General features: G+C 61.2%; 22 protein-coding genes and 1 pseudogene. 9 read left to right on the top strand and 14 right to left on the bottom strand.

Features of this window, described 5'->3' with window-relative positions; genetic code table 11:
- Positions 1 to 27: 27 nt before the first annotated feature.
- Positions 28 to 390: a hypothetical protein gene (locus tag LOC54_RS12355; protein ID WP_408740312.1), complete on the bottom strand. Its 363-nt coding sequence runs from the start codon at positions 388 to 390 to the stop codon at positions 28 to 30.
- Here LOC54_RS12355 and LOC54_RS06920 point away from each other — a divergent pair.
- Positions 353 to 502, top strand: a complete 150-nt coding sequence (locus LOC54_RS06920) for a hypothetical protein (RefSeq protein WP_279313092.1) — start codon at positions 353 to 355, stop codon at positions 500 to 502. The genes LOC54_RS12355 and LOC54_RS06920 overlap by 38 nt on opposite strands.
- Positions 503 to 639: 137 nt before the next feature.
- On the opposite strand, the gene LOC54_RS06915 is transcribed toward LOC54_RS06920, so the two are convergent.
- The 12 genes from LOC54_RS06915 to LOC54_RS06860 form a co-directional block, all read right to left on the bottom strand.
- Positions 640 to 1,170 (bottom strand): disulfide bond formation protein B, encoded by a 531-nt coding sequence (locus LOC54_RS06915; protein WP_279313091.1) that lies wholly within the window; start codon positions 1,168 to 1,170, stop codon positions 640 to 642.
- Complete coding sequence (locus tag LOC54_RS06910) at positions 1,167 to 2,516, bottom strand: trehalose-6-phosphate synthase (RefSeq protein ID WP_279313090.1); 1,350 nt, start codon at positions 2,514 to 2,516, stop codon at positions 1,167 to 1,169. The genes LOC54_RS06915 and LOC54_RS06910 overlap by 4 nt, the downstream gene beginning before the upstream one ends.
- A gap of 13 nt (positions 2,517 to 2,529) precedes the next feature.
- Entirely contained in the window at positions 2,530 to 3,273 is a 744-nt protein-coding gene (gene otsB / locus LOC54_RS06905; RefSeq protein WP_279313089.1) for a trehalose-phosphatase, read from the bottom strand.
- Positions 3,274 to 3,355: 82 nt separating this feature from the next.
- Positions 3,356 to 4,012 (bottom strand): DUF2155 domain-containing protein, encoded by a 657-nt coding sequence (locus LOC54_RS06900; protein WP_279313088.1) that lies wholly within the window; start codon positions 4,010 to 4,012, stop codon positions 3,356 to 3,358.
- Positions 4,012 to 4,221: a hypothetical protein gene (locus LOC54_RS06895; protein WP_279313087.1), complete on the bottom strand. Its 210-nt coding sequence runs from the start codon at positions 4,219 to 4,221 to the stop codon at positions 4,012 to 4,014. The genes LOC54_RS06900 and LOC54_RS06895 overlap by 1 nt, the downstream gene beginning before the upstream one ends.
- Positions 4,218 to 4,754: an outer membrane lipid asymmetry maintenance protein MlaD gene (mlaD, locus tag LOC54_RS06890; RefSeq protein ID WP_279313086.1), complete on the bottom strand. Its 537-nt coding sequence runs from the start codon at positions 4,752 to 4,754 to the stop codon at positions 4,218 to 4,220. The genes LOC54_RS06895 and mlaD overlap by 4 nt, the downstream gene beginning before the upstream one ends.
- Positions 4,755 to 4,837: 83 nt before the next feature.
- Positions 4,838 to 5,992: a S1C family serine protease gene (locus LOC54_RS06885; protein WP_279313085.1), complete on the bottom strand. Its 1,155-nt coding sequence runs from the start codon at positions 5,990 to 5,992 to the stop codon at positions 4,838 to 4,840.
- Positions 5,993 to 6,043: 51 nt separating this feature from the next.
- Entirely contained in the window at positions 6,044 to 8,554 is a 2,511-nt protein-coding gene (hrpB, locus tag LOC54_RS06880; protein WP_279313084.1) for an ATP-dependent helicase HrpB, read from the bottom strand.
- A gap of 75 nt (positions 8,555 to 8,629) precedes the next feature.
- A complete protein-coding gene (locus LOC54_RS06875) occupies positions 8,630 to 9,142 on the bottom strand; it encodes a hypothetical protein (protein WP_279313083.1) in 513 nt (170 codons plus the stop codon).
- 167 nt (positions 9,143 to 9,309) lie between these two features.
- On the bottom strand, positions 9,310 to 10,455 hold the full coding sequence (gene dnaJ, locus LOC54_RS06870) for a molecular chaperone DnaJ (protein ID WP_279313082.1): 1,146 nt from the start codon (positions 10,453 to 10,455) through the stop codon (positions 9,310 to 9,312).
- A gap of 210 nt (positions 10,456 to 10,665) precedes the next feature.
- On the bottom strand, positions 10,666 to 12,567 hold the full coding sequence (gene dnaK, locus LOC54_RS06865; RefSeq protein ID WP_279313081.1) for a molecular chaperone DnaK: 1,902 nt from the start codon (positions 12,565 to 12,567) through the stop codon (positions 10,666 to 10,668).
- Between the two features lie 130 nt (positions 12,568 to 12,697).
- A complete protein-coding gene (locus LOC54_RS06860) occupies positions 12,698 to 13,315 on the bottom strand; it encodes a nucleotide exchange factor GrpE (protein ID WP_279313080.1) in 618 nt (205 codons plus the stop codon).
- A gap of 201 nt (positions 13,316 to 13,516) precedes the next feature.
- Here LOC54_RS06860 and LOC54_RS06855 point away from each other — a divergent pair, with 201 nt between their 5' ends.
- The 8 genes from LOC54_RS06855 to LOC54_RS06820 all read left to right on the top strand — a co-directional run bounded on the left by LOC54_RS06855 (position 13,517) and on the right by LOC54_RS06820 (position 19,875).
- Positions 13,517 to 14,230, top strand: coding sequence for a response regulator transcription factor (locus LOC54_RS06855; RefSeq protein ID WP_279313079.1), 714 nt, complete (start codon positions 13,517 to 13,519; stop codon positions 14,228 to 14,230).
- A 146-nt stretch (positions 14,231 to 14,376) separates the two neighbouring features.
- Positions 14,377 to 16,005, top strand: coding sequence for an ATP-binding protein (locus tag LOC54_RS06850; RefSeq protein ID WP_279313093.1), 1,629 nt, complete (start codon positions 14,377 to 14,379; stop codon positions 16,003 to 16,005).
- A 119-nt stretch (positions 16,006 to 16,124) separates the two neighbouring features.
- Positions 16,125 to 16,742 (top strand): regulatory protein RecX, encoded by a 618-nt coding sequence (locus LOC54_RS06845; RefSeq protein ID WP_279313078.1) that lies wholly within the window; start codon positions 16,125 to 16,127, stop codon positions 16,740 to 16,742.
- Complete coding sequence (locus tag LOC54_RS06840; protein ID WP_408740311.1) at positions 16,736 to 17,215, top strand: CHAP domain-containing protein; 480 nt, start codon at positions 16,736 to 16,738, stop codon at positions 17,213 to 17,215. The genes LOC54_RS06845 and LOC54_RS06840 overlap by 7 nt, the downstream gene beginning before the upstream one ends.
- A gap of 136 nt (positions 17,216 to 17,351) precedes the next feature.
- A complete protein-coding gene (locus LOC54_RS06835) occupies positions 17,352 to 17,612 on the top strand; it encodes a twin-arginine translocase TatA/TatE family subunit (RefSeq protein WP_279313076.1) in 261 nt (86 codons plus the stop codon).
- A gap of 38 nt (positions 17,613 to 17,650) precedes the next feature.
- Positions 17,651 to 18,205, top strand: coding sequence for an acireductone dioxygenase (locus tag LOC54_RS06830; protein ID WP_279313075.1), 555 nt, complete (start codon positions 17,651 to 17,653; stop codon positions 18,203 to 18,205).
- 3 nt (positions 18,206 to 18,208) lie between these two features.
- Entirely contained in the window at positions 18,209 to 18,904 is a 696-nt protein-coding gene (mtnC, locus tag LOC54_RS06825; RefSeq protein ID WP_279313074.1) for an acireductone synthase, read from the top strand.
- A 2-nt stretch (positions 18,905 to 18,906) separates the two neighbouring features.
- Entirely contained in the window at positions 18,907 to 19,875 is a 969-nt protein-coding gene (locus LOC54_RS06820; protein ID WP_279313073.1) for a bifunctional riboflavin kinase/FAD synthetase, read from the top strand.
- A gap of 23 nt (positions 19,876 to 19,898) precedes the next feature.
- Here LOC54_RS06820 and LOC54_RS06815 read toward each other — a convergent pair.
- Positions 19,899 to 20,032: pseudogene (locus LOC54_RS06815) on the bottom strand (IS6 family transposase); the annotation flags it as partial.

The raw sequence follows: 20,032 nt of genomic DNA, 5'->3' as shown, positions 1-20,032 counted from the left end.
ATGATCAGCATCCTGTGAATCACATTTTTAGCCCAATGGGTACCCCGTGAGTCTGATCAAGAAACGGTTGGTATAAATATACAGAGTGAAAGCAGAATTATAGTTAATTGAGCTGTATCCGGAAGGGGATGTCATAGTCTCCTGCGGATAAGGTTGCATGATCACGGAGGTCGAGGCCCGCACTATCCGGTAGCCTACTCCGGATACCGAAGTGGGAAAGATTGTACCGGAGGACGGGGCAGCCCCCATCAGATTAAAATTTCCGGTCTGATAGGTGGTGGAAGAGAAGAATGATGCATCGCAGACGACGTTATTGTTACCGTTGTAGGGGACCGACCGAGCTGAAGGACTTGTGGCAATAACCGTACCGACAGGCGTTGTTGTGGGCACAACGATGCTTGCGGAAGAGAAGGTGAATGTGACAGTTGCAGGGGTGGTTCCGGCAATCTGCCCGCAGATTGCAAAAGATGAAAATGGCAAAAAAACAATAAAAATAAGGTAATAAATTTGATTATAGAAATAATCATATCATAAATCTGATCTTGTATGGCCGATTATCATGAATATTTATTATGTATGTAAATTATTTATATTAAGTTAAATACTCTTATTTTAATTTATTGTAACCCCGGTGTCCGGTTATGCGGATCTGCCATGGGGCCGGAAAAAACCTGCGGCCATAACCGTCAGACCGGCCGTCAGAGCCGCAGCAATACCACCCATGGCCGTCATGGAAACAGGCAGTCCGTCAATCAGATAGGTCGGTGCATCGCAGGGCTTCGACGGGTGTGATGGCAGATGATGTATGAAATCAGCCATATTCCCCGATGGCAGGACCGGGGCGCGACAGGATGGAAACGGGCTGGGCCAGAACCCGGCCTCAACACCGGTATGCAGGATGGCAAGGCCCATGGCCGGGATCATGGCCAGCACGCCGATCATAATCATACCTCTGCCCGCGTGGCCCCTGAAGAGCAGGGCCAGAAGGCCCGCGACGGCTGCGACCCTCCAGGGCCATCGTTCCACAAGGCAGAGCTCGCAGGGGACGATCTGAAGGATATTTTCCGTCAGCCAGGCAAGGCCAAGGGCAAAGACGCTGCAGTATAAGAGGATCAGGCCGGCGCTGAGCGTCTCTGTATTCTGTCTGCGGGAAAAGATGCGACGGCTCACATCCGTGGCTCCGTCTGCCCGCGCAGGGCGGCCAGGAAGTCCCGGGCCCAGCTTCCCGCCGTTGTGGTTCTGACGACGTTGTCGAGCATCTTCCACCGTGCACGACGCTCGTCTTCGGGCATTTTCAGCGCTCTGTGCAGCGCGTCTGCCGTATCGTCCGGATCATGGGGGTTGACCAGCAGGGCTTCCGGCAGTTCCGGCGCGGCACCGGCCATGTCCGACAGGACGAGCACGCCGGGATCGGCCTCATCCTGGGCGGCGATGAACTCCTTGGCCACGAGATTCATTCCGTCGCGCAAGGGAGTGACGAGCGCGATATCGGCCAGGCGATAGAACCCGGCAAGGAGCGGGCGGGGAATCGGATGGGTCAGATACCGAATCGGGGTCCAGTCCACATTGGAGAACGTGCCGTTGATGCGTCCGATCACCTCATCGAGCTTGCGCCGGAGAAGGCGGTATTCCTCCACCTCTCCGCGCGAGACCGGGGTGATCTGCAGATAGGTCACGTTGCCGCGATGTTCAGGGAAGCGGCGCAGCAGCTGCTGGTAGCCGAGAAAGCGCTCCTCCAGACCCTTGGAATAATCCAGCCTGTCCACGCCTATAATGAGCGGCTTTCCGCGCAGACTGGCCTGGAGCCTGCGTGCTTCAGGGCTTTCCGCCGATGTGATGGCTTCCTCTGCGAAGCTGACAGGATCGATGCCGATCGGAAAGGCGCGCCCGGACGCCTCGATTCTCGTGATCCGGAAACATTCGTTGAGATTATAGGCGTCTTCCCGGGTCTGCAGTCCGATCTGATCGTAGGACGCCATGGCCTTGAGCACATCGGTGGCGAAGGGCAGGGCACGGAACAGGCTCCAGGGCGGAAACGGGATGTGCAGGAAAAAGCCGATCGGGCAGGTCGCGCCCAGCGCCCGCAGTTCCTGTGCAAGCAGGAACAGATGATAATCCTGGACCCAGATCGTATCTCCCGGGCGCAGAAGGGGCATCAGTTTTTCAGCGAACATCCGGTTGACGGCCCGATAGGCTTCCCAGTCGGTGCGGCTGTAATCCATCAGTCCGGCGCGGTAGTGAAACAGCGGCCAGACGATTCCGTTAGAGTAGCGCTGGTAATATCCGCGATGCTGCGCGCGTGTGAGATCAGTCGTGACATAGGTCGTGCGATCCGCGGTCACGCTGTGGAGGCCGTCTCCGTTCTGCTGTTCCGATATCTGACCGGACCACCCGAACCACAGGCTGGATTTTTCCATTCTGAGAGCATCTGCCAGCGCGACGGCAAGACCGCCTGCGGGCTGCTGCAGTTCTGTCGGGTCCGGAACCCTGTTTGAGACGATGACAAGCCGTTCCATAATACCGCCTCCGCTAGTTCAGTTCCTTCAGCCAGTTCCTGAATGCGGACGGTGTGGGAAAATCGGCGGGGATACGCAGCCCTGCTCCCCCCATTGCCTCGACCTCCCGTATTGCGTCCTCATCCGTTCTGTCATCGCCGATGAAGACAGGAATACGTCCGGTAAAAGGCCAGGTTTCCATGAGAAGCCGGACGGCCTGTCCCTTGTCGATCCCGGCCGGCCGGATTTCCCATGCCATCTTCGATTCCAGCAGGCGGAAATGCTCCCCGGTTTCATGCGATGCGATCCATGAGGCGGCTGCATCGTGCAGTGCCTGTCCGGCTTCGGGCGCTGCACGGAAATGCAGGACGAACCCGTCTGTCTTATGTTCCACGTGCACGCCGGGCCAGGCCTGCGCCAGATCACGTGCGGCCGCGATCCATTCCGGAGGGACAGCGGGCAGGGCGGCGTGTTCGGCCGGACCGCCGGGCCTGCGCCGGACGACGGCACCGTGCTCGCCGGCGATGGCGAAGGGAACGTCCGGGAGGAAATGATCGATCTGAGCGATGGGGCGTCCGGTGATGATCGCAAGGGCCTCACCGCAGGCATCACGCAGACGCAGCAGGGTCTCCTTCAGTCCTTCGGGAACGATGACGGCGTCCGGGGAGGGCGCGATATCGACCAGCGTGCCGTCGAAATCCAGCAGCAGTGCCATTTTCTCAAGGGGAGGGATGCGGGACATGCCGGTACCGTGACCGGCCTGAGCGGACTGGGACATAGGTCTGACCTTCCTTCGCTGATGGACGGACGCCGGTGCCCGTCATTCGGAAAGGATACCGGCGGAGGCCGGCATCGGGTCGTCAGGGCGGGGGCTGCACGTCCGGTATCCGGGACGAACCGTCCTGATCGGGAGAGGGAGGTGCGGTGTCGGGCGATCCGGATGTCGTATCGCTACCGGCGGTGCTGTCGTCTGCAGCGCTGTTGTCTGCAGGGCTTCCTCCCGTACTGATGCCGCCTCTGGCCTGTCCCGGCATGGGCGGAACGGCCGGAGCTGCCAGGGGCGGCGGTGTGGGATCTGTCTTATCACCCTCACAGCGGATCAGTCGAATATCGAACAGCGGACTTTCATAGACGCCGAGCGATGGCATGGAGGTGATCATCCATCCGTGGAAGGATGTTTTGTTCTGTGCATCGTCGATATCGAGCCAGGCAGCGGCATCCGCAGCAAGGGTTTCCGGACGGCTGAGGCAGTGCGGAACCGTGATCTGCATGGTCCGGTATGTTTCGGGCTGTCCGGCCCTGACCGTGATGACATCCGTGTGTGCATTCAGACGATCAAGAATCCGCAGCACCGCGACGGTCTGTCCCTGCCAGGTATCGGGCGGATAGATCGCGGGCGGAGCGAGGGGCTGGGCTGCGTGTGCGCTGCCGACCGGGCCGGTGGCAGCCAGACCGGTGACGACCAGACCGGCAGCCGTCAGAAATGCTGCAGCCGCGAGACGGAATCTGTCAGGCATCACGATGCAGTGTGCGTCGTTCGGGAAAGGTCCCGGACAAGCCCGGTGAGCATATCCTGCATCCGTGCGGGATCGACCCCCATCAGCACCGCATCATCGTAGGTATCGCGCATGACCGTGCTCAGCTCCTGCCAGTTCTCCTCCAGAAGCCGGAGCTTTTCCGTGCAGCTGACCGGTTCTCCGTTCTGTCCGGGCCAGATGAGGCTCACTTCAAGTCTCCGTCAGGCGCTTTCGGATCGGATGCCTTGTTGTTTTTCATCAGGGAATCCGTGACGGAGAAGATGAATTTGCTCAGGAGCTGCTCGAGGCTGACGGATCCCTGCGTGATCATGAGTTTGCCGCCGGGTTCAAGCATTTTGTCATCGGCTCCCGGGCTGAGGGCGATATATTTCCCGCCCAGAAGGCTGTCGCTGGTGATGACCGCAGCGGAGTCCGTCGGCAGTTTCACGTCCGGGCGAATGGAAAACTCCACATGTGCCTTGAAGGTTTTCGGGTCCACACGCTCACTGAGGACGTGGCCTATGGTGATCCCGGCAAGACGCACGTCCGATCCGGCGTCAAGTCCGTCGATATGTCCGAATTCGGCGTGCAGGGTGTAGCCGGGTGTGTGCTTGTATCCGGTGCCGACAATGGCAAATCCCAGCAGCACGGCGAGGACGATCAGCGTGACAAACCCGGTCAGAAGTTCGATCTGAGGGCGTGAAAGCCCTCCTCTGCTGCCGGTGCCGGTCGCTGTCGTCATCGTAAGGATCTGCCCCTGAAAATCGGTCTCCGGTCTCTCATATCAGATCGCCGGAAGAAGCGACACTCCCGCAGTTTGCGGCCTTACTGGCCGTCATCATCTCCTGCATCATCATCAACCGGGCGCAGACCGACGGTCACGTGCATCTCGACCAGTCCGCTCCTGCGGCGGACGCCGATCGTTTTTTCCGCTCCGGCGCGGGTGGCGGCAACGGCGCGGATCAGACTGCGGGCGCTGATGATGTGCTCTCCGGCAAAGGAGATGACGAGATCACCCGTTTTCAGCCCGGCCTTCTGCGCCGGCCCGCCTTTATCGACACCGACGACGCGACCGCCGTCCTGGCCGGGAACGTCTTCCAGCGTCACGCCCAGCCAGCCGCGATCGATATGTCCGTCGCGACGCAGGACCTCCACCACCGGCTGCACGATTTCAGCCGGGATGGAGAAGCCTATTCCGACGGAGCCGCCTGTGGGAGAGACGATGGCCGTGTTCAGCGCCACGACCTCTCCGTTCATATTGAAGGTCGGTCCGCCTGAGTTTCCCGGATTGATCGGGGCGTCGAGCTGGAGAAAATCGTCGAACGGTCCGACACCGATATCGCGCCCGCGGGCCGAAACGATCCCTGCGGTGACGGAGGATCCCAGGCCGAAGGGGTTTCCGGCCGCCAGAATCCAGTCACCGACCTGAATTTTCCGGCTGTCTCCCCAGCGGATGGAGGGCAGCGGGGAGGGGGATTCAACCTTGATAAGGGCGATATCCGTCAGATCGTCGCTGCCGATCAGCTGTGCGGGCAGTTCGCGTCCGTTCGTGAAGGAGACAGAGATGTTGCTGGCATCGCCCACGACGTGGGTGTTGGTGACGATATACCCTTGGGGATCGACGATAAAGCCGGAGCCGGCGCCGAGCATTTCCTCACCGTGGCGGCGCATCCGCTCCCGGAATTTCTTTTCCAGCGGCGTGCCCCTGACGTCCGGCAGCACGTGAAGTCTGCGGCGTGTCCGCGGATCGACATCCCGTGTGACGGCAATATTCACAACGGCCGGGACCACCTGCTTTACGAGCGGAGCGAAGGTGAGCGGCATACCGCTCACCACCGGAACGGAGGATTGCGGCACCGGAACCGGTGTAGCGGTGACGGTGGGGGATATGACGGTGTCAGCCCGGGCTTCCTGCCACAGTAGCAGGCCCGCAGCCGTACAGATACATATCGCCGGAAAGGAGCGGTCCTGCCTGATCATCCTGTCCCTTGTCGTCCGAAATATCGGTCAGCGCAACGGTCATGGGCGGTTTTATCGCATCGGAGGCGGGATTTCTGCCGGATTTTCCGGCCAGTCATGGCGCGGATACCGTCCTCTCATATCCCGGCGCATGTCCGGCCAGCCGGTTGTCCAGAACCCGGCGAGATCGGCTGTGATGGCCTGGGGGCGTCCGGCAGGGGAGAGCAGGGCGATGCGCAGCGGCACGCGTCCCCCCGCAAGCTGTGGTGTCCGTGTCGTGCCATAGAACACCTGGGCTCTGGCCCGGGCGACGGGAACGGGCTCGAGATAATCCACAGGTGCCGAGCCATCCCGGAGCTTCAGAACCGGCGGCAGATCGGCATCCAGCCGCTTCCGGGCGGCATGATCGAGGCTGGCGTTCAGCATAGCGACCACGTCCAGGTCTTTCAGCGCGGCAAATCGCGTCACACCGGCAAGCCAGGGGGCGAGCCATGTCCCGACCGTCTCTTTAAGGGTGGCATCACTGAGGTCCGGCAGATCATCATATCCCAGAACATCTCGGGCAATGGTGACGCGGGCCTGCAGCTGCCGGGCCATATCGGTCCATGTCAGGGCCGCTTCGGGATTCTGCGCGGCCTGAGCAGCCAGTAGTCCGGCGGCATCCTCCGGTGCAACGGTTTCTGATCTGTCGCGCAATACGAGGCTGCCCAGTCTCAGCCGTCTGCGGGCGATGACGGAGCCGGTCACGGGATCAAGCGCTGTTTCCGTCTGCTCCGTGGCGCGGGCAAGCAGGGTTTCAGGCAGGGCGTCCGCGCTGAGCGGAGCGGCGAGCCGGATTTCGGCGGCCTTACGCAGGAACAGGGCCGCCACAGCCAGAAGCCGGTGCTCGCTCAGGCGATCGTCACGCGCGATTCTGGCGGAGCCGCCACCGGCAAGACGATAGGACCCCGGCTCTCCGCGACCCTGCGCCAGGCGATCAGGAAAACCGGCGGCGATCAGGGCGGCGGCATCGCCGGAGGCGCGCGTGTCTGCGGAGACACGCATTCTGCGACGGAACTGTCGCGCAGCCTGCCTGATCCGTGCGACGGCTCCGCGATCGGCATCGGGGTGATCCCCCCCGGCAATCAGATCAAGACGCAATCCGATATCGGCAGGCGGAACCTGCGGAATTCTGCCGCCGGACGGACGTGGCCGCAAAGGGTCTCTTTCCTCAAGCAGAGCCGCAAGATCGGCGGCCAGAGCACGCTCTTCCGGGGTGCGGGCCGCGTGCATCATCGCGGCCAGGCGGGGATGCGTCCCGAGAGCTGCCATCTCGTGTCCGGTCCGCGTCGGCTTTCCGGTCTTATCCAGAGCCCCGAGCATTACCAGCAGCTCCCTGGCTGCAGTTACGGCACCGTTCGGTGGCGGATCGGCAAGAGCGAGAGAGATCTCGCCCTCTCCGCCCATCATGTCCTGCCAGATGGCGGTGGCCAGCACGAAATCAGACAGATCGGCATCAAGAATTTCCGGCCGGTCATGAGCGGAAAGCCCGCGCTGAGCCGCCTCCGTCCAGAGGCGGACGGACCGGCCGGGAGCCTCACGACCTGCGCGCCCGGAACGCTGTGTGGCGGCGGCGCGGGAAATACGCATGGTTTCCAGCCGGGCCAGACCCGCGCCGGGATCAAAGCGCGGCGCGCGCCGGAAGCCGCCATCAATCACGATGCGTACGCCCGGCACGGTGAGGGAGGTCTCTGCGATGGAGGTCGAGAGAATGACCCTGCGGCGTCCGTCCGGGTGCGGAGAAAGCACGAGGGCCTGTTCAGCCGGTGGCAGATCGCCATGCAGGGGAAGGATATCCGCATTCACGCGTCCGGAAAGATCCTGCATGACACGGCGGATTTCGCCCGTTCCCGGAAGAAAGACGAGAATATCCCCCTCTCCCTCGGCAAGCGCGCTGATGACGGCGGCAACGACAGCGGGTGCAAGCTCACGCACATGCGCGAGATCGCGCTTCGCGTGGGAAATCGTGACGGGATATTGTCTGCCTTGGCTTTCCAGAAGTTCTGCGCCCGTCAGGGATATCAGCCGTTCGGTATCTGCGGTGGCGGACATGGCGATCAGGCGCAGATCCGGCCGGAGGGAGCGCTGGAGATCAAGCGTGAGAGCCAGGGCCAGATCGGCATCAAGAGAGCGTTCGTGAATTTCGTCAAACAGGACGCAGACCGTGTCTTCCAGCATGGGATCTGACAGAAGGCGCCTGAGGAACAGTCCCTCTGTCACTACCTCCACACGCGTCGCATCGGATGTTGCGGATTCGATCCGGGTGCGGAAGCCGACCCTGCCGCCCGCCTGCTCTCCGATCAGGGAAGCCATCCTCTGTGCGGCTGCCCGTGCTGCCAGTCGCCGGGGTTCAAGCATGACGATCCGGCCCTTTTCCGGTCGCCAGTCTGCATCCAGAAGGGCGAGCGGGACCAGAGTGGTCTTGCCCGCGCCGGGCGGGGCGACAAGGACGACGTTCCGGCCGGGAGTGGCGAGAATATCATTCAGGCGCGGCAGAACCGTGCGGACAGGAAGATCTTCGGTGTCGGAGGAGGTGGAATTCATGTGCCGGATTTAAACCAGCGGGAGGCGGGGCGGCAACATCCGCGCCTCCCTTATGGTCCGGCCCGTCAGCCCGGCTTACCGGTTGAGCATGCCACCGGTCAGGTTGCTGAGGTCGCTTCGTGTCTTCGCACGGAGCTCGCTGGCCTGTGCCCTGTCCTGGGCAGCAGAGTTGCGCATGTTCTGGATGCGCTGCTCCTGTCCTGAGCGCGCGGCGTTGAGCTTATCCTGCTGGCTCTGGATTTTGCTCTGCAGCTTCTCGCGTTCGCGCTCCGGCGCATTTGCGTATTTCTCGCGGGTTGCGTTGAGCTTGTCCTGCTGGCTCTGGATTTTGCTCTGCAGCTTCTCGCGTTCGCGCTCCGGTGCGTTGAGATACTTGTCGCGTGTCTCGTTCAGTTTCTGCTGACGTGCGGCCTGGTTCTCTGCAGATTTCTGCTGCCAGTTGAGTGCCTTCTGGTTGAGGCAGTCTTCCTTACTCGCGAGACGTCCTAGGGCGCCGGTTCCGCTTTGCGTGCACCCTGCAGCATATGCAGCGGGTGCCAGGCAGAACAGGGACAGGAAAGCGGCCGAGTAAAAGCGGGTCCGGGACATCTTCATCCTCTGAGTGGGTTTCGACAGAGTCTGTTGTCCTCCCGGAATGTGGCCCGCATATGTCAGACATATCGGAAAAACAAAGGCTCGCATTGCATCTGCCTGAGCAGGATGCGGATGCAGACCCTGAAAATATGCGGGAATCCGGTTTTAATCCTGCTGGAAAGTCAGCCTTTTCCTTCGAAAAAATCCTTAACCCGGCTGAAGAAACCCGTATGTTCCGGGCTTCCGGCCGTATGCTCCCCGGCTTCCTTTTCAAATTCCTCCAGAAGTTCACGCTGATGTTTCGTAAGCTTCTGAGGTGTTTCCACGGTCACCTGGATATACATATCGCCGCGTGAGGAGGAGCGCAGAACGGAAAATCCTTTTCCTTTCAAGCGGAAATGCTCACCACTCTGTGTTCCGGCCGGAATTTTCACTCTGGCCCGTGTTCCGTCAATTACGGGTACCTCGATCTCGGTGCCCAGTGCCGCCTGGGTCATGCGCAGGGGCACGCGGCAGTAGACATTTGATCCCTCCCGCTGGAACAGGTCGTTCTGTTCAACGGAGATGTGAACATACAGGTCTCCCGCAGGAGCACCGTTCCTTCCGGCCTCGCCCTCTCCGCTGAGGCGGATGCGCGTGCCGTCTTCCACGCCTGCGGGAATCTGCACTTCCAGAACGCGGTTGCGCTCGACTGTCCCGGTACCATGGCAGAGTCTGCAGGGTGATTTTACGATCCTACCCTGGCCGTGACAGGTGGGGCAGGGGCGTTCCACGACGAAGAATCCCTGCTGCGCCCGGACGCGTCCCTGGCCATGGCAGCTCGGGCAGTTCTCGATACCGGCGTCCTTATCTGACGAACCTGTTCCGTCACAGGCATCGCAGCGCACACGGGTCTTGACGGTCACGTCCTTCGTCACGCCCGAGAAGGCTTCGGTCAGGGTGATGCTCACGCCGGTCTGTGCATCGGCTCCGGCCTGGCGCCCGCCGCGTCCACCCCGTCCGCCGCCGCCCATCATATCGCCGAACATCTGCTCGAAGATATCACCCAGGCCGCCGCCGAACCCGCCGCCAAAGTCAAATCCGCCCGGTCCTCCGCCGCCCTCGAACGCGGCATGTCCGAAGCGGTCATAGGCGGCGCGCTTCTGATCGTCCTTCAGGACGTCATAAGCTTCACTGATTTCCTTGAATTTCTCTTCTGCAACCGCATCCCCCGGATTACGATCCGGGTGATATTTCATGGCAAGCTTCCGATACGCTTTTTTCAGATCATCCTGCGAGACTTCGCGCGTGACTTCCAGAACGGCGTAATAATCAAGCCTGGTAACCATGAATTCCTCTCGGGTGGCAGCTCTTTTTCCGTGTCTCCGCCGGGAGATACATCAGAAAACGACCCCATATCAGCAAAAGAGATAAAAAAGAAAATGCGCCCGTCCTGAAATGAACGGACGCCTCTTCTGGTGCCTTTCCCGTATTACCGGACAGGCAGCGGGCTGCCGGACGATCCATGCAGATCGCCCGGCTTTTCAAAGACCTTAACTTCAGGACTTCTTTTCGCTGACATCCTCGAAGTCTGCGTCAACGACGTCGTCGTCCTGATGGGCAGATGCACCGGCAGCACCAGCGGCCTCACCTTCCTGACCGGCTTTATAGACGGCCTCACCGATCTTCATCGCGGCCTGCGTCAGGCGCTCTGTCGCGGCCTTGAGAGCCTCGCTGTCAGATCCCTCAAGAGCGGACTTCACTGCCGCAATTGCGGACTCGGCTTCCGTCCGGTCTCCGGCGGGCACCTTGTCTCCGGCCTCAGCCAGGGACTTCTCGGTCTGCCCGATCAGGGAGTCCGCCTGGTTGCGCAGTTCGACCTGCTCACGCTTCGCCTTATCGGCTTCAGCATTCGCCTCGGCATCCCGGACCATCTTCTCGATATCCGTCTCGGACAGACCGCCGGATGCCTGGATCCGGATCTGCTGCTCCTTGCCGGTTGCCTTGTCCTTTGCGGACACGGACACGATACCGTTGGCGTCGATGTCGAACGTCACCTCGATCTGAGGAACGCCGCGCGGCGACGGAGCGATACCCGTGAGGTCGAAATTGCCGAGAAGCTTGTTGTCAGCAGCCATCTCGCGTTCACCCTGACAGACCTTGATGGTCACGGCAGACTGATTGTCCTCTGCCGTGGAGAAGGTCTGGCTCTTTTTCGTCGGGATCGTCGTGTTACGGTCTATCAGACGGGTGAACACACCGCCAAGCGTCTCGATACCCAGAGAAAGCGGCGTCACGTCGAGCAGGAGCACGTCCTTGACGTCGCCCTTGAGCACCGCGCCCTGAACGGCTGCACCGATGGCCACGACCTCGTCCGGGTTCACGTTGCGGGCAGGGTCCTTGCCGAAGAACTCCTTCACCGCCTCGATGACCTTGGGCATACGGGTCATACCACCGACCAGGATCACCTCGTCGATCTGGGAGGCGGAGAGACCGGCGTCCTTCAGGGCCGCCTTGCAGGGTTCCATCGTGCGGGAGATCAGATCCTCAACCAGGCTTTCCAGCTTGGCGCGGGTCAGCTTCACCACGAGGTGCTTGGGGCCAGAGGCATCGGCCGTGATGAACGGCAGGTTGATCTCGGTCTCGCGGGAAGAGGAAAGCTCGATCTTTGCCTTTTCCGCAGCTTCCTTCAGACGCTGCAGAGCCAGCTTATCAGCCTTCAGGTCAATACCCTGCTCACGCTTGAACTCGCTCGCCAGGAAGTCGATGATCCGGTTATCGAAGTCCTCACCACCCAGGAACGTGTCACCGTTGGTGGACTTCACCTCGATCACGCCATCGGAAATCTCAAGGACGGACACGTCGAACGTGCCGCCGCCGAGATCGTAGACCGCAACCGTGCCGCTGCTTTTCTTCTCAAGCCCGTAGGCCAGAGCGGCTGCCGTCGGCTCGTTGATGATACGCAGAACCTCAAGCCCCGCGATCTTGCCGGCATCCTTCGTGGCCTGACGCTGGGCATCATTGAAGTAGGCCGGAACCGTGATGACCGCCTGCGTGACCTTCTCACCAAGATAGGACTCAGCCGTCTCCTTCATCTTGCCGAGCACGAAGGCGGCAATCTGGGACGGAGCATATTTCTTGTCGCGTGCCTCAACCCACGCATCCCCGTTATCGCCCTTCACGATGGAGTAAGGAACGAGTTCCTTGTCCTTCTGGACGGTCGCATCGTCAAAACGACGTCCAATCAGACGCTTGACGGCATAGAGCGTATTGGCGGGGTTGGTGACGGCCTGGCGTTTCGCGGCCTGTCCGACCAGCATTTCACCGCCTTCGGTGAATGCGACCATGGACGGCGTGGTGCGTGCGCCTTCGCTGTTCTCGATAACACGGTTCTCGTTGCCCTCGCGGATCGCGACGCAGGAGTTGGTCGTGCCGAGGTCAATACCGATAACTTTACTCATACTGATGAACTCCTCTCAGCGGTCCTGTCCGGCCCGAAGCACCGGAGGGGACCCTCGTTCTTTCTGACAGTGATGTAGGCCCGGGCAGCCTCCCTTTCAAGAGAGCCTTCCCGGGGAATGTCCGGGTTTTTCAGCCGGCAGCGTCGTTTTTGGCGACGACAACCATCGCCGGCTTGAGCAGCCGTCCGTGCAGGGTCCATGCCGGCGTCCAGGCCTGCATGACCGTGCCGTGCTCGTGATCCGCGCTCGGCTGCTCGGCCATGGCCTGATGCAGATTGGCGTCGAACGGCTTGCCGACGGCATCATGTGCGACCACGCCATGCCGTTCAAGGATGGAGAGGAAGGAGCGTTCCGTGCTCTCTATGCCCTCACGCATCTTTGTGATCAGCCCGTCCTCGCCATCCTGCGCCTTCGGGATGGAGTCCAGGGCGCGGTGGAGATTTTCTGCCGCCTCCACGACGTCCTTCGCGAATTTCTGAACGGCATACTGACGCGCATCGTCGATCTCGCGCTTCGTGCGGGTGCGCAGGTTCTGCATTTCCGCCTCCGAACGCATCCACTTGTCCTGCGCCTCGGTCAGCTGCGCCTCAAGCTCACGGATGCGGGCGCTTGCCGCGCTCATGACATCGTCACTGCTGTTTTCTCCGTCCGGAGATACATGCTCTTCTCCCGGCTCATGTGCGGAAACATCAGAAACGGCCGGATCCGCAGCCGCTTCCGGATGATGGGTGTCGGTATCGTTTGTCATGGTGAATGAAGTAGGCAGATGCCCGCGCCGCGACAAGACACAATGAGCGGAAAAATTACCTTCCGCCGCGCGCTGTGCACAGCTTCGCCCCGATATTGTCCATTTTCACGCGGATAGCCTGCAGAAGTGTCTGAGGCTATAATGCAGCGGACCGGACAGGCACACAGCGGACCGGCGGCAGTTCCGGGGAGGACGGGTTCTTTGAGCGAGTCAACGAAACAGACCATCGCGCTGGTGGATGATGACCGGAACATCCTGACATCGGTGCAGATGACCCTGGAGGCCGAAGGCTATCAGGTCCGGACCTATACGGACGGAGAGCAGGCGCTTCAGGGGCTGACAAGCCGCCCGGTGGATCTGGCCGTGCTGGATATCAAGATGCCCCGCATGGACGGCATGGAACTTCTGCAGAAACTGCGAGTCCGCTCCAATCTGCCGGTGATCTTCCTGTCCTCCAAGGATGAGGAGGTGGACCAGCTGATGGGGCTGCGCCTCGGTGCGGATGACTACATCACCAAACCCTTTTCCCAGCGCCTTCTGCTGGAACGCATCCGTGCGCTGCTGCGCCGCAATGAGGTCAGCCGTGCCGAGGCCGCGGGGGAAAGCGCGGCAACAACCCTCGTCCGCGGGTCGTTGTCCCTGGATGAGCAGAGACATCGCTGTCTGTGGCTTGGCAATGAAGTGCCGCTGACCGTGACGGAGTTTCTGCTGGTTAAGGCGCTGGCCTTGCGTCCGGGGATGGTGAAATCGCGCGATCAGCTGATTGATGCGGCCTATGGCGACAATATCTACGTCGATGACCGGACCATCGACAGCCACATCAAGCGCGTCCGTAAGAAATTCAGACAGGTTGACGACGCCTTCAACCAGATCGAGACGCTGTACGGCATCGGCTACCGCTACAAGGAAGGCTGACCGTCCTGTCCGATCTTCCGCCGCCGGACCGGTACTACCAAGTAGATCCCCCGGATACGCAATCCTCCCGCCCCCTTTCTCCTCCCGGACATGAAGAGCCGCGCTCTCCCATGAGCGGCATGCTGGCGCGCTGGCTGAAGCGCGTCATGCGCGAACGGGCGGAACGGGCGCGGATCGAGACGGACCCCTCCTCTCCGCGTCTGCTGTCCCCGCTGATGCGCCGCATCCTTATGGTCAACACGCTGCCACTGATCGTGCTGGCCGTCACGCTTCTGTTCCTCAACCAGTTCAGGGACAGCCTTCTGTCGGCAGAGGTCGGCGCGCTGCGGGAGCAGGCCAGGATCTATGCAGGCGCGATGGGTCAGAGTGCGGTCGCCCCCAGGGACCGGCAGACCTATATTCTTGAGCCGGCTCTGGTGCGGCCGCTGCTGCTGCGGCTGAGCGAGCCCTCTCCTGGGGCCGATGCGCGGATTTATGCTCCGGACGGGCAGCTTGTGGCGGACAGCCGCGAGGAGAAGATCCGTCATCGTCTTCCGGGCAGCCCGCCCCTGCCTCCGGATCAGCAGGATGCCGTCCCGCTTGCATCCGGCCGCGGTCCTCTGAACGGCTTTTTTTCCTTCCTGCTCGGGGAAGATACGACGAACGTGGATTTCCATGATCGTCCGGCACTTCCGGGCACGCATATGGCACCGGAAACCCCGCCCTATATTCGCAGAACCGCCGCAGGCACGCTGGTCGTGACGGTTGCGGAGCCGATCATTCATGACGGGCAGACCGTCGGCGTGATCCAGCTCACCCGGACCGGGGAGGCGATAGACCAGTCCCTGTACGAAATCCGCTCCTCCATCTTCTCGCTCTTCCTGGTCGCCATGGCGATTACGGTGCTGCTGTCGTGGTATCTGTCACTTACGATTGCCCGGCCGCTGCTGCGTCTGACGGCATCCGCCCGCGTCATGCGGGAGAGTTCCGGACGAAGCGGCACCGTGCCGGCCCGCCTGCTCGGACGCAATGACGAGATCGGTACTCTGGCCCGGGCGCTTCAGCACAGCTCGCAGGCTCTGTGGCAGCGCATGGATGCAACCGAACGGTTTGCAGCCGATGTGGCACATGAGATCAAAAATCCGCTCTCATCGATCCGCTCCGCTATCGAGACTCTCCCGCGCATCAGGGATCCGGGGCAGCACATGCGGCTTCTGGGCATCATCAGTCAGGACGTGCGCCGTCTTGACCGGCTGATTACCGATATCTCGGATGCAAGCCGCCTGGATGCCGAACTGTCCCGCTCACATCCGGACCCGGTTGCTGTCGGGCCGCTGCTCAGCCTGCTTGCGGAGATTCATCAGTCAACGCGCAAGGCCGGGCAGCCGCAGATTTTTGTGGCGGTTACAGACGATACGGATGCGCAGCCGCTCTGCGTGCTGGCGGTTGAGGATCGTCTCGTGCAGGTGCTGCGGAACCTGATCGGCAACGCCATCTCTTTCTCCCCCCCGGACGGGCAGATCCTGCTTGAAGCCCATGATGACGGGCAGATGACCGAGATTTCGGTCTCGGATCAGGGGCCGGGTATTCCCGAGACAAAGCTCGAGTCCATATTCGACCGCTTCTATTCGGAGCGCCCTGAAACCGAGAATTTCGGGCAGCATTCCGGTCTGGGCCTGTCCATCAGCCGGCAGATCATCCAGGCGCTGCGCGGCACCATCAGTGCCGAGAACCGTGTCGGTCCGGGCGGAGACATTCTGGGGGCGCGGTTTGTCATCCGGCTGCCCGGAAAATAGAATAATACCGGCGGAGATGAGCGTCGTATGGGATTTTCCGGAGGCAGGGAGCAGATGAACATCGCGAGTCCGGAAAACTCTGATGGCGCCGGATTTCTGATGTCAGCAGGGAAATCCTGATGCCGTCCCCGGCCCGCACCGATCATGTCAGGCTGCCCGACCGCGCCGCCCTGAAGGATGCGGCCTTGGCCTATCTAGCCCGGTTTGCGGCAACGGAACTGACACTGAAGCGGATGCTGGACCGGAAAATCGATCGTGCCCTGAGACGCCTTTCCGTCCGGACCGCGGAAGACGAGCAGGACGCTCTGCGCGAAAAGGCAGCCGGGCTGAAAAGAATGGTGCCGGATATCGTCCGGGAGATGGCCGGGCTGAATGCCGTCAGTGATGAGGCCTTTGCACAGGGGCGCACCCGCAGCCTGCGACGCAGCGGACACTCACTCCGGGCCGTGCAGGCACATCTCGCGCAGAGAGGTGTCGCGTCGGAGATGATTGATGAGGCGATGGACAGTCTGGCCGTCCGGATCGGGGAGGACACCGATACGGAGCTTGCCGCGGCGCTGATTTTTGCCCGTAAACGCCGGGCCGGGCCATTTGCGGCAAAAGAGCAGGATGAGACCCGGACGCTCGCGGCCTTTGCGCGAGCAGGATTCAGCCAGGATATTGCACGTCAGGCGCTTGGCATGGACCCGGACGAAGCAGAAGAAATGATTCTGAATTTCCGCTCCGGAGGATGGTGAGCGTGAGAAAGCTGTTCCGCGCTGCCGGTTTTCTGCCGGTGCTGCTGCTGGCCGCCTGCGGTGGCGGGGGAGGCTGGAACGGACCCGTGCAGTGTGCACCCTGGGCCAGGGAACACTCGGACGTGAAGCTGCGGGGCAGGGCGGCATCCTGGTGGGCACAGGCTTCGGGGCATTACGGACGCTCCCGCCACCCGCGTGTGGGCTCCGTACTGGTGTTCCGTTCCACCTCGCGTCTGCCGGACGGGCATGTCTCGGTCGTCAGTGCATTACGCGGGCCGCGCTCGGTTCTGGTGAATCAGGCCAACTGGCGTCCGGGCCGGATTGATTACGGCGTGCCGGTCATGGATATTTCGCGGAATAACGACTGGAGCCGGGTGCGCGTCTGGTGGAAACCGTCTCATACGATGGGGCGTACGGCCTATCCGACATACGGATTCATCCTGCCGGGCCTGTCCGGAGACGGAGTCTCCTGACGTCCCTCATCCGTTTGCGCGTGGTATGAAAAGGCTGAAACCCCTTGCATGATCGCGTGCATACGATCATGTGAAGGCATACCGTAAAACGGCCCCCCGTCTCTGACGTGCGGGGTGTTCAGGAAAGGATCGGACGATGGGTGGCTTGAGTATCTGGCACTGGCTGATCGTGCTGGCGGTTGTCCTCGTGGTATTCGGCGGCGGCGGCAAGATCAGCTCCCTCATGGGGGATATGGGCAAGGGTCTGAAATCGTTCAAGAAAAACCTTCAGGACGATGAATCGATGTCCGATGACGAGCTGCCCTCGAAGGATGGCCGTATTCCTCCGCCGGGTGCAGAGGCGACAGCCGATGTGCGGGCATCCGCGCGGCAGACCGATCAGGCGCCCCGGGTCTGAGCATACGGTCCTGACACTCAGACAGGGAAGATCGGTCTATGAGCAGTCTGACAATCTGGCGCGATGACGCTCCGGAAACGCCGGTTCTTGAGACGGAAGATGCCACGCTGATTTCCGCGCGTCTCGGGGATAAGGGCGTGCGCTTCGAGCGCTGGCATGGCCCTGCCGTTCCTCCGAAGGACGCTTCCGAGGAGGAGATTCTCGCGGTCTACCGCGACAGTCTCGACAGGCTCATGGGAGAGACCGGAGCCGGCAGCGCGGATGTCATCCGTCTGAACGAGCGGACACCGGGCCGGGAGGCACTGCGTCAGAAGTTTCTTTCCGAGCACATACATACCGAGGACGAAGTCCGGTTTTTCGTGCATGGCAGCGGCCATTTCGTCCTGCATATGGATGGCTGTGTCTATGATGCCGGATGTGTGGCCGGTGATCTGATTTCGGTTCCGGCCGGGACCAGGCACTGGTTCGATGCGGGCGAAACACCGGATGTGGTGGCCTTGCGCGTCTTTACGGATACGACCGGGTGGATTGCTGAGTATACCGGCGACGATATTGCCACCCGTTTTCCTGTCACCGTCAGTGCGACTGTCTGAGATATGACTGCAGTTCCGTCTTTTGCGCTTCTGGACATTGAAGGCACGACGCTGCCTGTCTCGTTCGTTCATAAGGTGCTCTTCCCGTATGCGCGCAAGGCCCTGCCGGGGCTTATCCATGACCGGGCCGATGATCCGGTCGTGAAATCGGCACTTGCTGAAATCCGGCGTGAATTTCCCGATCAGGAGCTGCTGCAGCAGCTTTTTTCCTGGATGGACCAGGATGCAAAGGTTGCTCCGCTCAAGGCGCTGCAGGGACTGGCGTGGGAGGAGGGCTATGCCTCCGGTGATCTGGAGGCCACGCTCTTTCCGGACGTGCCCGGCGTTCTGAAAGCCTGGCAGGGGGCGGGGATCGGTATGGCGGTCTATTCCTCCGGATCGGCGAAGGCGCAGAAGCTGATCTACAGGCATACGACCGATGGTGACCTGACGGGGCTTTTTTCGGCTTTTATCGATCTTGAGGCCGGCGGAAAGAAAGATCCTGCTTCCTACAGGCGTATCAGGGAAAAGCTGGAATGTCCCGCGGAGGAAATCGTCTTTTTCTCCGACGTCGTGGCCGAGCTGGATGCGGCGCGGGAGGCAGGATTTCAGACCTGCCAGATTGCGCGTCCGGAAGACGGCACCGTTCCGGGAACCGGTCATCCGGTGGCTCCCGATCTGGCGCAGGCGGCGCGTCTGTGCGGTCTGCCGGACGCGTGAACGTGACCTGTCATCTGTTTGAGGACTGGCGGACAATTCCGTCAGACGCGCGGGGTGCCGCAGCGGCTCTCGGTAATTTTGACGGTGTGCATCTTGGCCATGCGCATCTGGTGCAGACATTGCGGGCCGCGCAGCCGGACAGGCCGCTTGCTGTCGTGACCTTTGAGCCGCACCCGCGTGAGCTGTTCCGCCCGCAGGATCCGCCTTTCCGCCTCACCCTGCCGGAGGAGCGCCACGCCGCACTGGCCCGGCTTGGCGTCCGGTATGTGTTCCAGATCGGATTTGATGAGGCGTTTTCCCGGATGAGTGCTGCGGATTTCGCAGGTGAGGTGCTGTATGACGCACTGGGCCTGACGCATGTTGCCTGCGGCTATGATTTTGCTTTCGGACACAGGCGATCCGGAAATGCGGATGTTCTGGCAGATCTTACGGCAGCGAAAGGCATCGGGTTTATGCAGGTGGCCGCACTGGCTGATGCGGAAGGGCCTTTTTCCTCATCCCGTATCCGGAGACTTCTTCAGGGGGGCTATCCGGAAAGGGCTGCGGAAGAACTCGGACGTTTCTGGGCCATATCCGGCGTTGTACAGCATGGTGACAAACGCGGGCGGCTCCTTGGCTTTCCGACGGCCAATATTCCTCTCGGGCGTCATCTTGAACCGGCGCGGGGGGTCTATGCTTCCCGTGTCAGCCTGCCGGACGGCAGGCAGGTGAACGGTGTTGCAAATATCGGCCGTCGTCCGACGATTGATGATGGACAGGAAAGCAGGCTTGAGGTGCATCTGTTTGATTTTGAGGAGGACCTCTACGGACAGATGCTTTCCGTCACGCTGTATTCCCTGCTGCGCGAGGAAAAGAAGTTCACCTCTCTGGATCAGCTGAAGGCGCAGATTGCGGAAGATGCCATCCGCGCACGTCAGGTTCTGGCAGATCAGACCTCAGAGGGCTCTGTTGCAAAGTTGGAAACAAGCTGATGCGAGGCTGATTTCTGGGTTTTTTAGAATGTATAAATTCCGAACTGTCTTTCAATGAGACGCACTTCTCCGACGATACCATCCTGGAACTGGAAGAATTTAGCCTGTCCCTTTTTCAGGGCCCGCATGACTTCAAAGCCTTTGATGGTCGCATAGG

This window comes from Acetobacter sp. AN02 (assembly GCF_029759835.1).
Taxonomy (GTDB): Bacteria; Pseudomonadota; Alphaproteobacteria; order Acetobacterales; family Acetobacteraceae; genus Acetobacter.
The sequence above is the reverse complement of the archived record's forward strand: the minus strand, read 5'-3'. Positions and strand labels throughout refer to the sequence as shown.

Coding starts and splice junctions, on each gene's coding strand:
- dnaK (WP_279313081.1), bottom strand. CDS start 12,567: ATGAGTAAAGTTATCGGTATTGACCTCGGCACGACCAACTCCTGCGTC.
- LOC54_RS06885 (WP_279313085.1), bottom strand. CDS start 5,992: ATGATCAGGCAGGACCGCTCCTTTCCGGCGATATGTATCTGTACGGCT.
- mlaD (WP_279313086.1), bottom strand. CDS start 4,754: ATGACGACAGCGACCGGCACCGGCAGCAGAGGAGGGCTTTCACGCCCT.
- hrpB (WP_279313084.1), bottom strand. CDS start 8,554: ATGAATTCCACCTCCTCCGACACCGAAGATCTTCCTGTCCGCACGGTT.
- LOC54_RS06910 (WP_279313090.1), bottom strand. CDS start 2,516: ATGGAACGGCTTGTCATCGTCTCAAACAGGGTTCCGGACCCGACAGAA.
- LOC54_RS06835 (WP_279313076.1), top strand. CDS start 17,352: ATGGGTGGCTTGAGTATCTGGCACTGGCTGATCGTGCTGGCGGTTGTC.
- mtnC (WP_279313074.1), top strand. CDS start 18,209: ATGACTGCAGTTCCGTCTTTTGCGCTTCTGGACATTGAAGGCACGACG.
- dnaJ (WP_279313082.1), bottom strand. CDS start 10,455: ATGGTTACCAGGCTTGATTATTACGCCGTTCTGGAAGTCACGCGCGAA.
- LOC54_RS06830 (WP_279313075.1), top strand. CDS start 17,651: ATGAGCAGTCTGACAATCTGGCGCGATGACGCTCCGGAAACGCCGGTT.
- LOC54_RS06875 (WP_279313083.1), bottom strand. CDS start 9,142: ATGTCCCGGACCCGCTTTTACTCGGCCGCTTTCCTGTCCCTGTTCTGC.
- LOC54_RS06900 (WP_279313088.1), bottom strand. CDS start 4,012: ATGCCTGACAGATTCCGTCTCGCGGCTGCAGCATTTCTGACGGCTGCC.
- LOC54_RS06860 (WP_279313080.1), bottom strand. CDS start 13,315: ATGACAAACGATACCGACACCCATCATCCGGAAGCGGCTGCGGATCCG.
- LOC54_RS06840 (WP_408740311.1), top strand. CDS start 16,736: ATGGTGAGCGTGAGAAAGCTGTTCCGCGCTGCCGGTTTTCTGCCGGTG.
- LOC54_RS06850 (WP_279313093.1), top strand. CDS start 14,377: ATGCGCGAACGGGCGGAACGGGCGCGGATCGAGACGGACCCCTCCTCT.
- LOC54_RS06845 (WP_279313078.1), top strand. CDS start 16,125: ATGCCGTCCCCGGCCCGCACCGATCATGTCAGGCTGCCCGACCGCGCC.
- otsB (WP_279313089.1), bottom strand. CDS start 3,273: ATGTCCCAGTCCGCTCAGGCCGGTCACGGTACCGGCATGTCCCGCATC.